Raw genomic sequence first — 14,877 nt, forward strand, 5'->3', positions numbered from 1 at the left:
TATAAAGATAAGTGTCGTGATTGCTTTTACAGCCATTTACAGTGCAAAGATTGCACTCGGTCAAGAATTTGCACCAAAATAGTGCCCGTTAATCATTCAATAGCACCAAAATGGTGCGCGACATCCATCGTGGTGCATCTCCCGTATCAGGAGAGGGCGCATGATAACGCCTTTTTGCCAAAATAATAAAGTTGGCATAGATTTCGCTTTAGTCTACCTAAGCGAAAACGGCAGTTCCCATAACAGTTGATAGCTTGTCTGAGATCTTTATTATCGGGTGTACGCGACATTTTACGCGTTCCGAATCGTGAAGTCTCGAACCACGACGACAATGACAAAATCCAGGAGAGTTAAGTATGTCCGCTGAACACGTTCTGTCGATGATGAACGAGCACGAAGTTAAGTTCGTCGATCTGCGTTTTACCGATACCAAGGGTAAAGAGCAGCACGTTACCATTCCTGCTCACCAGGTTAACGCTGACTTCTTCGAAGAAGGCAAAATGTTCGATGGTTCTTCCATCGGCGGATGGAAAGGTATCAACGAATCAGACATGGTTCTGATGCCTGATGCTACGACTGCAGTTATGGACCCGTTCTTCGAAGATTCAACCCTGATCATTCGTTGTGACATTCTTGAGCCAGGCACTATGCAGGGCTACGACCGTGACCCACGTTCTATCGCTAAGCGTGCAGAAGATTTCCTGCGCTCTTCCGGTATCGCGGACACCGTGCTGTTCGGACCAGAGCCAGAGTTCTTCCTGTTTGATGACGTGCGTTTTGGCGCCACCACTTCAGGTTCACACGTTGCTATCGACGATATCGAAGCAGCATGGAACACCGGTAAAGAGTACGAAGGCGGTAACAAAGGTCACCGTCCAGGTCTGAAAGGCGGCTACTTCCCGGTTCCACCAGTCGATTCATCACAGGACATCCGTTCTGCTATGTGTCTGACCATGGAGCAGATGGGTCTGGTTGTAGAAGCTCATCACCACGAAGTGGCAACCGCTGGTCAGAACGAAGTGGCTACCCGCTTCAACACCATGACCAAAAAAGCTGACGAAATTCAGATCTACAAATATGTGGTTCACAACGTTGCTCACGCTTACGGCAAAACTGCGACCTTTATGCCGAAACCTATTTTCGGTGATAACGGTTCTGGTATGCACTGCCACATGTCCCTGTCGAAAGGCGGCAACAACCTGTTCGCTGGCGACAAATACGGCGGCCTGTCTGATATCGCGCTGTTCTACATCGGCGGTGTGATCAAACACGCTAAAGCGATCAACGCCCTGGCGAACCCGACCACCAACTCTTACAAGCGTCTGGTCCCGGGTTATGAAGCGCCGGTTATGCTGGCTTACTCTGCCCGTAACCGTTCTGCCTCTATCCGTATCCCGGTCGTTGCCAGCCCGAAAGCTCGTCGTATCGAAGCGCGCTTCCCTGATCCAGCGGCTAACCCATACCTGGCGTTCTCTGCGCTGCTGATGGCTGGCCTCGACGGTATCATCAACAAGATCCATCCTGGCGATGCTATGGATAAGAACTTGTATGACCTGCCACCGGAAGAAGAAGCTGAGATTCCAAAAGTAGCCGGTTCTCTGGAAGAAGCACTGAATGCCCTGAACGAAGACCGTGAGTTCCTGACTCGTGGCGGTGTGTTCACTGACGACACCATTGATGCCTACATCGAACTGCGTAAAGCCGAAATGGACCGCGTTCGCATGACTCCGCATCCGGTAGAGTTCGAGCTTTACTACAGCGTTTAATAAGTTTGACGTTTTTGTTGCCGTGGAAACTTTCAGCCCATCTTCGGATGGGCTTTTTTCTCCACAAAACCATCGTTTAACACGATGAGTGGGTAACCGACGACTATAATGCACCAAAATAGTGCCTGATTTGCCAGACGGTTTTTAATGGCGAAAGCAGGCTTAGTGCAGGGGAAAAGCTGTATGGCAACTGGCACCCTGCCCGATGCTGGGCAGATTCTCAATTCTCTGATTAACAGTATCTTGCTGGTGGATAACGAGCTGGTGGTGCAATACGCCAACCCGGCGGCACAGCAACTACTGGCGCAAAGCTCCCGTAAGCTGTTTGGCACACCGTTGCCAGATCTGATGGGCTATTTTTCGCTGAATATTGATGTGATGCGGGAAAGTCTTGATGCCGGCCAGGGATTTACCGATAGCGAAGTTACGCTGGTGGTAGACAGTCGCGCGCACATTATGTCGTTAACAGCACAACGACTGCCTGAAGGTTTTATCCTGCTGGAAATGGCGCCAATGGATAATCAACGTCGTCTCAGTCAGGAACAGATTCAGCATGCTCAGCAGGTGGCCGCACGTGATTTAGTTCGCGGTCTGGCACATGAAATCAAAAATCCGCTGGGTGGATTACGTGGCGCGGCGCAGTTACTGGCGAAAGCCCTGCCCGACCCGTCATTAACCGAATATACCAAGGTGATCATTGAACAGGCTGACCGTCTGCGCAATTTAGTCGATCGCCTGTTAGGGCCGCAACAGCCCGGCATGCACGTTACGCAAAGCATTCATCAGGTGTCCGAGCGCGTGGTCAACCTGGTGACGATGGAGTTGCCGGATAACGTGACGCTGGTGCGGGATTACGACCCCAGTTTACCTGAATTACCGCATGACCCCGATCAGCTGGAACAGGTGTTGCTGAACGTCGTACGCAACGCGCTGCAGGCATTGGGTGATGAAGGCGGCACTATTACTTTACGCACGCGCACAGCGTTTCAGCTGACGCTGCACGGCGTACGTTATCGTCTGGTTGCACGCATCGATATTGAAGATGACGGCCCAGGCATTCCGGCACAACTGCAGGATACGCTGTTTTATCCGATGGTGAGCGGACGCGAAGGCGGCACCGGTTTGGGGCTTTCGATTGCTCGTAGTCTGATTGATCAGCATTCAGGAAAAATAGAATTTAACAGTTGGCCCGGTCACACCGAATTCTCGGTTTACCTGCCTATTCGCCAGTGAGGTTTCTATGCAACGAGGGATAGTTTGGATCGTCGATGACGATAGCTCCATCCGCTGGGTGCTTGAACGTGCGCTCACTGGAGCCGGTTTAAGCTGCGCGACCTTTGATAGCGCTAACGAGGTGCTGGAAGCGCTCGCCACCAAAACCCCAGACGTTTTGTTATCGGATATTCGGATGCCCGGCATGGATGGCCTGGCGTTACTTAAGCAGATTAAACAGCGTCATCCGATGCTCCCGGTCATTATAATGACCGCGCATTCCGACCTGGATGCCGCCGTCAGCGCTTATCAGCAGGGCGCCTTTGATTACCTGCCAAAACCGTTTGATATCGATGAAGCGGTAGCGTTAGTTGAACGCGCCATTAGTCATTATCAGGAACAGCAGCAGCCGCGTAATCAGCCGGTCAATGGCCCGACAACCGATATTATCGGTGAAGCGCCAGCGATGCAGGATGTGTTCCGGATTATTGGCCGCCTGTCGCGCTCATCGATCAGCGTGCTGATTAATGGCGAGTCGGGTACCGGTAAAGAACTGGTGGCGCATGCATTGCATCGCCACAGCCCGCGCGCCAAAGCACCGTTTATTGCGCTGAATATGGCTGCTATCCCGAAGGATTTGATTGAGTCGGAACTGTTTGGCCATGAGAAAGGGGCATTCACCGGCGCCAATCAGATTCGCCAGGGGCGTTTTGAACAGGCTGATGGCGGAACGCTGTTTCTTGATGAGATCGGCGATATGCCGCTCGATGTACAAACCCGTCTGCTGCGCGTGCTGGCTGATGGCCAGTTTTATCGCGTTGGTGGCTATGCGCCGGTAAAAGTGGATGTGCGTATTATCGCCGCCACCCATCAGAACCTCGAATTGCGCGTGCAGGAAGGCAAGTTCCGTGAAGATTTGTTCCATCGCCTGAATGTGATCCGCGTGCATCTGCCGCCACTGCGCGAACGTCGTGAAGATATTCCACGGCTGGCACGCTACTTCCTGCAGGTGGCTGCACGTGAGTTAGGCGTTGAAGCGAAGATTCTGCATCCGGAAACGGAAACGGCATTAACCCGGCTGCACTGGTCCGGTAACGTGCGTCAGCTGGAGAACACCTGTCGCTGGCTGACGGTGATGGCTGCGGGTCAGGAAGTATTGATTCAGGATCTGCCGTCCGAACTGTTTGAAACCTCGACGCCGGATAACCCGGTGCAGTCGCTGCCGGATAGCTGGGCAACACTGTTAGCGCAATGGGCCGACCGCGCATTGCGTTCCGGTCATCAAAACCTGCTGTCGGAAGCGCAGCCGGAGATGGAACGCACTCTGCTGACCACTGCCCTGCGCCACACGCAAGGCCATAAGCAGGAAGCCGCACGTCTGCTCGGCTGGGGTCGCAATACGCTGACACGTAAGTTAAAAGAGCTGGGAATGGAGTAATCTGTTACGGGCGGCGAGAACGCCGCCCCTGCGCCATTTCCTTGCAGGGGCGGCGTTCTCACCGCCCGCTTTATTTCAGATCACCCGCGAAAACTGCTGTGTACGCGCTTTCTGCCGCAGGTAACGATCAAAGCACATACAGATATTCCTGATCAGCAAACGGCCCTTAGCGGTCACCTGAAGGCCCTTCTCGTCGCTATCCACCAGCCCGTCGTCAACCAGTGGCTGCAGCAGTGCTAAATCTTCGGCAAAGTAGCGCCGGAAATCGATTTGCCACTGCGCTTCAAGCTGTGCGAAGTCGAGCGCAAAATGACAAATCAGCGCCTTAATCACCTCACGCCGAATGCAATCATCATGGGTTAAGGTTAAGCCTCGCCATAACGCGTTGCCCTGCTGACTGACGCTGGCGCTGTAGTCCTTCATCACTTTCTGATTCTGCGCATAACTGTCACCGATCATACTGATCGCCGACACCCCCATCCCCAGTAAATCACTGTCGCCCTGCGTGGTGTAGCCCTGGAAATTACGATGCAGCTTGCCGGCGCGCTGCGCCACCGCCAGTTCATCAGCGGAGCGCGCAAAGTGATCCATGCCGATAAACTGATAGCCTTCGGCGGTCAGCGTGGCGATGGTCTGCTGCAGGATTGTCAGCCGCTGACTGGCATCAGGCAGATCCGCCGCTTTGATTTTTCGTTGCGCGGCAAACATCTCCGGCAAATGAGCATAATTAAATACGCTCAGGCGATCGGGATTCAGTTCAGCCACTTTTTGCAGGGTAAACGCGAAACTCTGCGGCGTCTGCGCCGGCAGGCCATAGATCAAATCAATATTGGTCGAGGTAAAGCCCAGTTCGCGCGCGCGTTTGATCAGCGCAAAAATAAAAGCTTCATCCTGGACGCGGTTTACTTTCTCCTGCACCTGCTTATTAAAATCCTGCACCCCCATGCTCAGCCGGTTAAAGCCCGCCGCACGCAGATGATCCAGCACATCCAGCGCAATTTCGCGCGGATCGACCTCAATCGACAGTTCGGCATCAGCGCTGAAGTTAAAACAGCTGCGCAGCAGGTCAGTCAGGCGGCTGATTTGCGCCTTATCGAGAAACGTCGGCGTACCGCCGCCCCAGTGCATCTGCGTCACCGTACGCTGCGCAAACAACGGCGCGCGCGCGCGGATCTCCTGTTCCAGCAGATCGAGATAACCATCGGCTTTATGCTGCTGGCGGGTGACAATTTTATTGCAGCCGCAGAAGTAACAGAGGCGGTGACAGAATGGGATGTGCAGATACAGCGATAATGGCCGATCAGGGTAACGCAACGCTGCCTGCTGAAAAGCGGCTTCGTTATAAGTTTGCTGAAATTCGAGCGCAGTGGGATAGGAGGTGTAGCGTGGCCCGGAGATGTTATATTTCTGGATCAGGGCCAGATCCCATTCAATCGTTGGCGCAGGCATGATTATTCCTTCCAGTGACGTCGTCGTACTGACCGTCGTGCCGGAGGAGACTGTTTCAGCTGCCGATTGACGGTATCGCGTCGCAAGCGTGATTTCAGCCGCGACAGACGCCGTAGTTTAACGAATAACCAAAACAGATAACATGTCAGAAACAAAGCTAAAATTGATCCAGGCCAAAGCATCGGCTTAAACCTTATAGCCGGCACTCTGCAGAGAGAATGCCGGGATCAAGAAAGTGATCAGTTTCCGCCCTTCAGCAGACGATACATATCTTCCTGCGCTTCATCGCCGTCATCGTCGTCACCTAACTCGATGCCCAGCTGTTCCATCAGTACATCGATGCGATCCAGCGTCAGATCCAGCCATGCCTGCTCTTCTGCCGGCAGTGTTTCGCCATTTTCCAGACGATCCAGCAGACCATCCAGACGCTCGCTGTTTTCCAGCTGCGTCAGCTCTTCCTGCGGACTCAGTTTTGGCTGCTTTTCAGCGGTTTCTTTTACTTTCTTCTCTTTTACCGGCTTCGCTGACGCCGGTTTAGCTGCCGCAGCATCGTTACCCAGCGGAATCGGTTTTTTACTGCCGATACGTGGATCTTTCGGTTGGCTGTCTGTGGCTTTGTTCTGGTTCTGCGCCACAGGATTGGCACGACTACCAGAAGCATTGCCGCGGTGCTTTTTATCTTGCTTCTGATCGCGCGATTTCTGGTTCATATCTTCGCGTGATTTACGTTTATCTTTTGGCGCTTTGGTTTTACCCTGCGGCGCGCGTGCAGGTTGCTTCATGATGTCGGCTCTCTGGAAATGTCTGGTCAGTATAGAATTGCGGCGAATCTAGCAGAAAGCGGACAAAGAAAAAAGGCGGCAGGTCACCCTGTCGCCTTTTTTCGCACCTTCCGTAGAAGGACAGTCTTCCTTTACATCCATTTATGCAATCAACATCCCGGTTTTTCCGTGTGCCGTCCACTCATCCAGAGCGCTTCCTTATCCTTTAAGGTTCCTTTCCGCTGAACCTGTCTCCCTTGTCCCACACTCTTTGTCATCCTGACAGTCCCTGAGCGCTTCATCCTGAAGAGAGTCATCCAAACTCTGCGGATTACTTTAGACTAAATGGTCAAACAGACAAGGTAGCGCCAAAGGTTTGTTGTACTTTAGTTTAGGTATCTGTAATCAAAACATTGATTTTAATCTATAAAATTTTTCTATTTTTTTACAAAAAAAGCAATAACTCACCGCAACTATGGTCAATGTCTCACAAAACGCCCCATTGCTAAGGCTATCGGGCGCTTTGCCCGCTTTACAGGTATAATCACCCCATTGCCACATTGACCTTCGGAGTTTCTATTTTGTCTGGCTGGAATTATCACGTAACGCATTTTGTCACCAGCGCCCCCGACATCCGTCATCTTCCTGCCGATACCGGTATTGAAGTGGCGTTTGCTGGTCGTTCTAACGCCGGTAAGTCCAGCGCGCTGAATACCCTTACTAACCAGAAAGGCCTCGCACGTACCAGTAAGACCCCTGGACGCACACAGCTGATCAACCTGTTTGAAGTTGCAGAAGGTATTCGCCTCGTTGATCTGCCGGGCTATGGTTATGCCCAGGTCCCGGAAGAGATGAAACTGAAATGGCAGCGCGCGCTGGCGGAATATCTGCAAAGACGCAACTGTCTGAAAGGGCTGGTGATACTGATGGATATCCGTCATCCGCTGAAAGATCTCGACCACTCGATGATTCAGTGGGCGGTGGAGAGTCGCATTCCGGTACTGGTGCTGCTGACCAAGGCCGACAAACTGGCTTCCGGCGCGCGTAAAGCCCAGCTGAATATGGTGCGTGAAGCTGCAATGGGCTTTGTCGGCGATATTCAGGTTGAGATGTTTTCTTCACTGAAGAAGATTGGCGTGGATAAGTTACGTCAGAAGCTGGACAGCTGGTATAGCGAAATCCCACCCGCTGTAGAAGAAGATATTGCTGAAGAGTAATCCCCAGGGCGGCATTCTCGCCGCCTGTGATGCTAACAGCGCCACACCAGCATTTATTTTTGCCAATAAAAAACGCCCCAGTCATAAATGACTGGGGCGGCTAAAATATTCAGCCAAATCCGATTACGTGAAGTAAAAGGTCTGAAAGATAGAACATCTTACCTCTGTACCCTACGACTTAAACTCTACATGATTTTTTCTGAGCGAAAAAGCGTTTTTTGTAGTTAATTTTCATCAAACGACATTGATTTCCCAACATCGGTCACAAAAACACAGCTGTTGTGTAGCTTAATTACCAGGAAAATGTTTAGGGGATAGAAACTTAGCGCTTTTCCTTCGCTCCAGCCTTGCCAGCACTGGAGCTGAAGCGATTAACCCAAGGTTTTTCTTATATCTGCGTAATGAGACTGATTTAACTCACAAACCCGCCTCGTCCGGTCATCATAATCTTAGTGCGCCTGATCCCAATTGTCGCCAACCCCGATATCGACACGTAGCGGCACATCCAGCGTCATGCTGTTTTCCATCAGTTCACGAATTTTTTTACTGGCGCTTTCAATCGCATCTTCCTGAACTTCAAATACCAGTTCATCGTGTACCTGCATTATCATTTTCACTTCCGGCGCTTGCTGCGCCAGCAGCCATTTATCGACGGCAATCATCGCGCGCTTAATAATATCAGCCGCGGTGCCCTGCATTGGCGCATTGATCGCCGCACGCTCGGCCGCTTTGCGTCGCATGGCATTGCTGGAGGTGATATCCGGCAGGTAGAGACGGCGCCCATCCAGCGTTGAGATGTAGCCCTGCTCCGCTGCCTGCTGACGCGTGCTCTCCATATACTGCAGCACGCCCGGGTAACGTTCGAAGTAGAGATCCATATACTTTTTCGCTTCGCCAGCACCGATATTGAGCTGACGCGACAGACCAAAGGCGCTCATCCCGTAGATCAGACCAAAGTTAATTGCTTTGGCGCTGCGACGCTGTTCATTCGTCACCTTCTCCAGTGCGGTGCTAAACACTTCGGCCGCCGTGGCGCGGTGAATATCCAGGCCTTCGGCAAATGCGGTCAACAGCCCTTTGTCCTGCGACAGATGAGCCATAATGCGCAGCTCGATTTGCGAATAATCAGCCGCCACAATGCGATGGCCTTGTGGCGCGACAAATGCCTGACGGATCCGGCGACCTTCGTCATTGCGCACCGGAATATTTTGCAAGTTTGGATCGCTGGAAGAGAGACGACCGGTGGCGGTAACCGCCTGATGATAAGAGGTATGTACGCGACCACTATGGGGATTAATCATCAGCGGCAGCTTATCGGTATAAGTCGACTTCAGTTTCGACAGGCCGCGATGTTCCAGAATAACCTTCGGCAGCGGATAATCGAGCGCCAGTTCAGCCAGCACTTCTTCGCCGGTCGACGGCGCGCCGCCCGGGGTCTTCTTGGTTGGCTTGATGCCCTGCTTCTCAAACAGAATGGTTTGCAGCTGTTTCGGCGATGAGAGGTTAAACGGCTCACCTGCCAGCTCATGTGCTTTCAGCTCCAGCTCCGCCAGACGCGTGGTCAGCTCCTGCGAATGGGTCGCCAGAATATTTTGATCGATTAACACACCGTTGCGCTCAACGCGGGAAATCACCGTAACCAGTGGCATCTCGATAGATTCAAAGACGTTTTTCGGCCCCTGCTGTTTTTCCAGCTCCGGCCACATTTTCAGGTGCAGCTGTAAGGTGACATCAGCATCTTCCGCGGCGTAGTGAGCCGCTTCTTCCAGCGCGATCTGATTGAAGGTCAGCTGATTTTTACCTTTACCAGCGATCTCGGTGAAGGTCACGGTCTTATGATTCAGCCAGCGCGACGCCAGGCTGTCCATATCATGCTTGCCGACCACGCTGTTCAGCATGTAAGACTCAAGCATGGTATCGAACTTAATGCCCTGCAGTTCGATGTCATGGCTCTTCAGCACGCCGCGATCAAACTTCAGGTTCTGACCCACCTTTAATGCCGCAGCATCTTCCAGCAACGGCTTGAGGCGCGCCAGCACCTGTTTACGATCCAGCTGCGGCGGTGCATCGAGATAATCATGCGCCACCGGCAAATAAGCGGCTTCGCCTGGCGCTACAGCAAAAGAGAGGCCGATAATATTGGCGCTCAGGGTATCCAGCGCATCGGTTTCGAGATCGAAAGCAAACAGCTCACTGGCTTCCAGCTTTTTCAGCCACTGTGCAAAAGTCTCTTCATCGAGGATAGTGACGTAGCCATCAGCAGACAGCACGCTGGCCACTTCCGGCTGTTCAACGCTTTCCGTCACAGCGACTGCTTTTGGCGCTGCGCCATTACCCTTTTTAGCCTGCAACCAGACGCCCTGTTCAACATCAGTGATCCAGCGCTTAAACTCATAATGCTTAAACAGACCCAGCAACTCATCCACCGCTGGCTCATTAACGTTCAGCTGGTCACAGGTAACCTCCAGCTCAACATCAGTTTTAATCGTCGCCAGCTGGTAGGAGAGTAACGCCACGTCTTTATTCTGTTCCAGTTTCGCCGACATGGTCTTCGCGCCACGGAAGGTGAGTCCCGCCACTTTGTCGAGGTTGTCGTAGATCGCGGTTATACCACCCAGCCCCTGCAGCAGAGCCTGCGCGGTTTTCTCGCCAACGCCTGGTACGCCAGGGATGTTATCGGAGGAGTCGCCCATCAGCGCGAGGAAATCGATAATCAGCTCCGGCGGAATACCATACTTCTCGTTGACCTCTTCCGGGCCAAGAATCGTGTTGTTCATGGTGTTAATCAGCGTGACATTTGGCGTAACCAGCTGCGCCATATCTTTATCACCGGTGCTGATCAGCACCGGACGACCCTGTTTCTCCGCCTGCAACGCCAGCGTGCCAATTACGTCATCTGCTTCAACGCCACTGACGGCCAGCAGCGGCAGTCCCATCGCTTTTACCATCTGATGCAGTGGTTCTATCTGCGCCCGCAAGTCATCAGGCATCGGTGGGCGATGGGATTTGTAGTGTTCGAACAGCTCATCACGGAACGTCTTTCCTTTGGCATCGAAAACCACGGCCACATGGCTCGGTTTATATTGCAGCAGCAAACTGCGCAGCATATTCAGCACGCCATACATCGCGCCCGTCGGTTCCCCGGCACTATTTGTCAGTGGAGGAAAAGCGTGATACGCACGATAGAGATAAGAAGAGCCATCAACCAGAATCAGCGGGTTTTCTGCAATTTGTGCCATAGGGAGTCACATTTCTTTGTTAGCCATTTGAATGGGCATAAGGATGCCACAGCTCAGGCATAAAGTTGAAATAACTCGGCAGATAAAGCGGTAAAGATTTTTGAACTGCGCGCTGGCTTCCAATCCTCAGGCTGTGGATAAGTTTGTGTGTAAGTTTCCTAAGATATTGTTACTTACGCGATAAGAAAACTACACCCACATTAAAAACCAACAATTTCATGGTGTTATTAATTAAGCGCGGGATTTTTTTAAAAATTCACTGGAATGCTTTAGTGTGGATACAAATATTTCTTCTCTGTCATCAAAACAACATGTATGGCTAAATATTTCATCTATTAACGATATTTGTCCTGACGGCGACACTGAGAAGATATAAGCAATAAGGCGGGATAGCGGGAATAAAAAACGCCGGTAAAACCGGCGTTTAGTGATGCGTAAACTTACTTCTGGCTGACGAGGAATTTAACCACGTTAGCATATTCCTGGACGAAGTTATCCATTGAGCTGGTGTCGAGACCGCCGTTGTTAACCATATATTTGCCGTTAACAAACATCGCCGGAACGCCACGCAAATCAACATCCGTCGCCGCTTTTTCCTGCTGAGCAACCAGCGATTTCACCACAAAGCTGTTCCACGCCGCGTCATACTCTTCTGGCTTAATACCAGCTGCAGTAACAAAGGCGTTTTTCAGGCTGGCTGGATCGGTAATAGTCTGCGTTTTCTGAATACCATCAAAGATCGGTGCTGTTACTTTATCTTCCACACCTAACGCCATCGCCACTGCCCATGCCTGAGTCACGGTTTTACCCATATCGCCGCCGAGGAACTCAACGTGGTATTTGACCACTTTGACGTTTGCCGGCAGGTTTTTCTTCACCGTTTCGCTAACGTGATAAACACGTTCAAACTGATAGCAGTGCGGACAGAAGAAGGAGAAGAACTCCATAACCTGAGGCTCACCGGCCACCGGCTTGCCGAGCGTCACATACTGCTGACCATCACTAAACTGTGCAGCAGAAGCGCTAAATGCCAGAACCAGACCGACGAGCGCAAACCAAATCTTTTTCATTTTGAACATCTCTCCTTAATACTACGTCAAAAGGCAGGCATTAATTGCAGCGGTGGTTCCTGCAACAGCTTGTCCTGCTCATCAAAAATGGAAATCTGTCTGCGCCAGAAATCCTCATCCGTCATCCACGGAAAGCTTCTCGGAAAAGCGGGATCCTGCCAACGGCGAACAATCCATGCCAGATAATAAACCATCCGCATGGCGCGTAAAGGCTCAATCAGTGACAATTCGTGTGCATCAAAATCGCTGAATTCGTTATAAGCTTCCAGCAGGATATCCCATTGCAGACGCTGCTCCTGGCGATCGCCATTAATCAGCATCCATAAATCCTGTACTGCCGGCCCATTGCGCGCATCATCCAGATCAACAAACAGCGGACCATCGCGCCACAGGATATTGCCCGGATGGCAGTCACCATGCAGGCGCAATGGCGTCCAGTTGTTATGCCAGCACTTTTGTAATGTATTGCTGAGGCGATCGAGACTCTGTAACAATCTAATCTTTAACTTTGCCGGGATCAGGCTGCTATTTTCGAGGGTCTGGCGGGGTTCAACGATATATTCCTGCAAACCAATGGTCGGACGCTCGGCAAACAGCTGCTTTTTGCCGGTCTGATGGATTCGACCAAGAAAACGGCCGACCCATTCCATATGGTCGTAATTATCGGTTTCATACTGACGGCCGCCGAGGCTGGGGAAGATAGCGAAGTAAAATCCCTCATGCTGATGCAGCATCTTGCCCTGTAATAGCAGCGGCGCAGCAATCGGCACTTCATCCGCCAGCAGTTCGACCGAAAACTGATGTTCTTCATCAATTTGCGCTGCCGTCCAGCGTTGCGGTCGGTAAAACTTCACCACATAACGCTTTTTATCTTCGTCTGAAAACTGATAAACCCGGTTCTCGTAACTGTTTAATGCCGTCAGGCCAGACTCCACGCGCAAGCCGGTATCCCACAGCGCATCGACTATCGCATCAGGATTTAACGTCTGGAAGTTAAAGGCTGGTTGGTTCATTGCGCAGGTTCGCCATTTTCGCTATATGTCAGTGACAAAGAGTATCATTAAAAGACCGGCGGAATGGTTGAAGGTTCAGATTTAGTCCTTAATCACACCACGCGCTCGCAGTAAGGCGGTCTTAAAATCCTCTTCATAATCTTTTTTCAGACCCGGGATCTCTGCGTCAGCTTGCGTATCACGCATTTTAAGATGATAAATCAGGATATCGTCAGTCAGTTGGTCAATTGGCCCGGAGAAACCTGACTCGGTGGCCAGTTTCTGTAAAAATTGCAGCAGATTCAGATCCGGCTCCTTTTGCCATGCAGGCTGAAGCAGTGAGATCAGTTCATTAAGACGATGGCATTTCATAGTCGTGTTCCTTTACGGGGGTATATCCCACTACGTTAGCAGGGTTAATCCCCTATGAAAAGAGAGGTATTAATCCCGATGAGTTCGATACAACGCGCTGAAATCACCGGCGTTATTCTTGCCGGAGGCCGTGGCAGCCGTATGGGCGGCGAGGATAAAGGGCTGATGCAGCTAAATGGCCTGCCGCTGTATCAGCATGTGTTACAACGCCTGCAACCACAAGTGGCCAGCGTTTGCATCAGTGCTAACCGTAATCTTGCCAGCTACCAGCTGAGCGGCCTGCCGGTGATTAGCGATGCTTTTCCCGGCTATGCTGGCCCTCTGGCGGGTATGCTCGCCGCACTGCGCTTTATCAATAATGACTGGGCGTTGTTCGCTGCCTGCGACACCCCTTTTATTCCGCATAATCTGGCTGAACGCTTATGGCAGCAGAAAGGTGAGGCAGACGCAGTATGGGCACGCAGTGATGAGCGCGATCATCCCACTCTGGCATTGATTCACTGCCGGGTAGCGGATCGGTTGACCGATTTCCTTACGCGCGGTGACCGCAAGTTAATGCTTTTTTTACAGGAAATAGCTGCAAAAGCAGTGATTTTTCCAGACGATCGACAAAGTTTTATTAATATCAATACGCCGGATGATCTGCGCAGTTACAGCGGGGAGTGTTAATATGCTGCCGCTAATTGCCTTCGCAGCCTGGAGTGGCACCGGTAAAACGACCCTGCTGAAACAGCTTATCCCGCTGTTAAAAGCACGCAATATTCGCTGCGGCTTGATTAAACATACCCATCATCAGATGGATATTGATACGCCGGGAAAAGACAGTTATCAGCTACGCAAAGCTGGCGCCGATCAGGTTCTGGTCGCCAGCCAGCAACGCTGGGCGCTTATGACGGAAACAGCAGATAGCCAACAGCCGCCCGATCTGCATTTTCTCGCCAGTCGTCTGGATGCTTCTTTATTAGATCTGGTGCTGGTTGAGGGATTTAAGGATGAGGCAGTGACGAAGATTGTCTTATGGCGGCAAGAAAGCGGAAGAGATCTGAACGAATTACTGGATCAGCATGTGATTGCAGTGGCCAGTGATCGGCCATTAAGCCTGCATATTCCCTCTCTCGACCTGAATCAGCCGGAAAGTATTGCGGATTTCATCGTAAGCCGGATTAAAACTCTGTAGGAGAGCCGTTTTCAGCTCCCGTTTCACTGGTGTGCACGGGCGGCGAGAACACCACCGCGAAAAAATCCCAGACGCAAAAAACCCTCATGCTTTCGCACGAGGGTTATCGCAATTTGATGCCTGGCAGTTCCCTACTCTCGCATGGGGAGACCCCACACTACCATCGGCGCTACGGCGTTTCACT

General features: G+C 51.7%; 13 protein-coding genes. 6 read left to right on the plus strand and 7 right to left on the minus strand.

Translation table 11 applies throughout. The features are described 5' to 3' along the window. The first annotated feature begins 356 nt into the window (after window positions 1-356). The 3 genes from glnA (at window position 357) to glnG (ending at window position 4,416) form a co-directional block, all read left to right on the plus strand. On the plus strand, window positions 357-1,766 hold the full coding sequence (glnA, locus tag N5923_RS03725) for a glutamate--ammonia ligase (RefSeq protein WP_017801615.1): 1,410 nt from the start codon (window positions 357-359) through the stop codon (window positions 1,764-1,766). Between the two features lie 183 nt (window positions 1,767-1,949). After that, window positions 1,950-2,999 carry a nitrogen regulation protein NR(II) gene (glnL, locus tag N5923_RS03730; RefSeq protein WP_017801616.1) on the plus strand — a complete coding sequence of 350 codons (1,050 nt, stop codon included), beginning with the start codon at window positions 1,950-1,952 and terminating at the stop codon, window positions 2,997-2,999. A gap of 7 nt (window positions 3,000-3,006) precedes the next feature. Beyond that, the gene (gene glnG / locus N5923_RS03735; protein WP_026111763.1) at window positions 3,007-4,416 is read left to right on the plus strand and encodes a nitrogen regulation protein NR(I); all 1,410 of its coding nucleotides are present in this window, start codon (window positions 3,007-3,009) and stop codon (window positions 4,414-4,416) included. Window positions 4,417-4,491: 75 nt separating this feature from the next. On the opposite strand, the gene hemN is transcribed toward glnG, so the two are convergent. Continuing rightward, on the minus strand, window positions 4,492-5,865 hold the full coding sequence (hemN, locus tag N5923_RS03740; RefSeq protein ID WP_267142816.1) for an oxygen-independent coproporphyrinogen III oxidase: 1,374 nt from the start codon (window positions 5,863-5,865) through the stop codon (window positions 4,492-4,494). Window positions 5,866-6,104: 239 nt separating this feature from the next. Next, window positions 6,105-6,647 carry a Der GTPase-activating protein YihI gene (yihI, locus tag N5923_RS03745; protein ID WP_267142815.1) on the minus strand — a complete coding sequence of 181 codons (543 nt, stop codon included), beginning with the start codon at window positions 6,645-6,647 and terminating at the stop codon, window positions 6,105-6,107. A 560-nt stretch (window positions 6,648-7,207) separates the two neighbouring features. On the opposite strand from yihI, the gene yihA reads away from it, so the two are divergent. After that, complete coding sequence (gene yihA / locus N5923_RS03750) at window positions 7,208-7,843, plus strand: ribosome biogenesis GTP-binding protein YihA/YsxC (protein WP_267142814.1); 636 nt, start codon at window positions 7,208-7,210, stop codon at window positions 7,841-7,843. Between the two features lie 109 nt (window positions 7,844-7,952). Here the strand turns inward: yihA and N5923_RS24850 are convergent, their stop codons facing one another. The 5 genes from N5923_RS24850 to N5923_RS03770 form a co-directional block, all read right to left on the minus strand. After that, window positions 7,953-8,000: a spot 42 RNA, inhibition of DNA synthesis gene (locus N5923_RS24850; RefSeq protein ID WP_071892919.1), complete on the minus strand. Its 48-nt coding sequence runs from the start codon at window positions 7,998-8,000 to the stop codon at window positions 7,953-7,955. Window positions 8,001-8,292: 292 nt separating this feature from the next. After that, entirely contained in the window at window positions 8,293-11,082 is a 2,790-nt protein-coding gene (gene polA / locus N5923_RS03755) for a DNA polymerase I (protein ID WP_267142813.1), read from the minus strand. Between the two features lie 440 nt (window positions 11,083-11,522). Continuing rightward, window positions 11,523-12,152 carry a thiol:disulfide interchange protein DsbA gene (dsbA, locus tag N5923_RS03760; protein WP_267142812.1) on the minus strand — a complete coding sequence of 210 codons (630 nt, stop codon included), beginning with the start codon at window positions 12,150-12,152 and terminating at the stop codon, window positions 11,523-11,525. 26 nt (window positions 12,153-12,178) lie between these two features. After that, a complete protein-coding gene (locus tag N5923_RS03765) occupies window positions 12,179-13,165 on the minus strand; it encodes a serine/threonine protein kinase (protein ID WP_267142811.1) in 987 nt (328 codons plus the stop codon). 81 nt (window positions 13,166-13,246) lie between these two features. Continuing rightward, the gene (locus N5923_RS03770; RefSeq protein ID WP_267142810.1) at window positions 13,247-13,516 is read right to left on the minus strand and encodes a YihD family protein; all 270 of its coding nucleotides are present in this window, start codon (window positions 13,514-13,516) and stop codon (window positions 13,247-13,249) included. Between the two features lie 78 nt (window positions 13,517-13,594). Here N5923_RS03770 and mobA point away from each other — a divergent pair, with 78 nt between their 5' ends. Together mobA and mobB are read left to right on the plus strand one after the other, a co-directional pair. After that, a complete protein-coding gene (gene mobA, locus N5923_RS03775; protein ID WP_267142809.1) occupies window positions 13,595-14,185 on the plus strand; it encodes a molybdenum cofactor guanylyltransferase MobA in 591 nt (196 codons plus the stop codon). Between the two features lies 1 nt (window position 14,186). Beyond that, complete coding sequence (mobB, locus tag N5923_RS03780; RefSeq protein WP_267142808.1) at window positions 14,187-14,693, plus strand: molybdopterin-guanine dinucleotide biosynthesis protein MobB; 507 nt, start codon at window positions 14,187-14,189, stop codon at window positions 14,691-14,693. The last annotated feature ends 184 nt before the right edge of the window (window positions 14,694-14,877 follow it).

It is taken from the genome of Winslowiella arboricola (genome assembly GCF_025527015.1).
GTDB classification, from domain to species: Bacteria; Pseudomonadota; Gammaproteobacteria; order Enterobacterales; family Enterobacteriaceae; genus Erwinia; species Erwinia arboricola.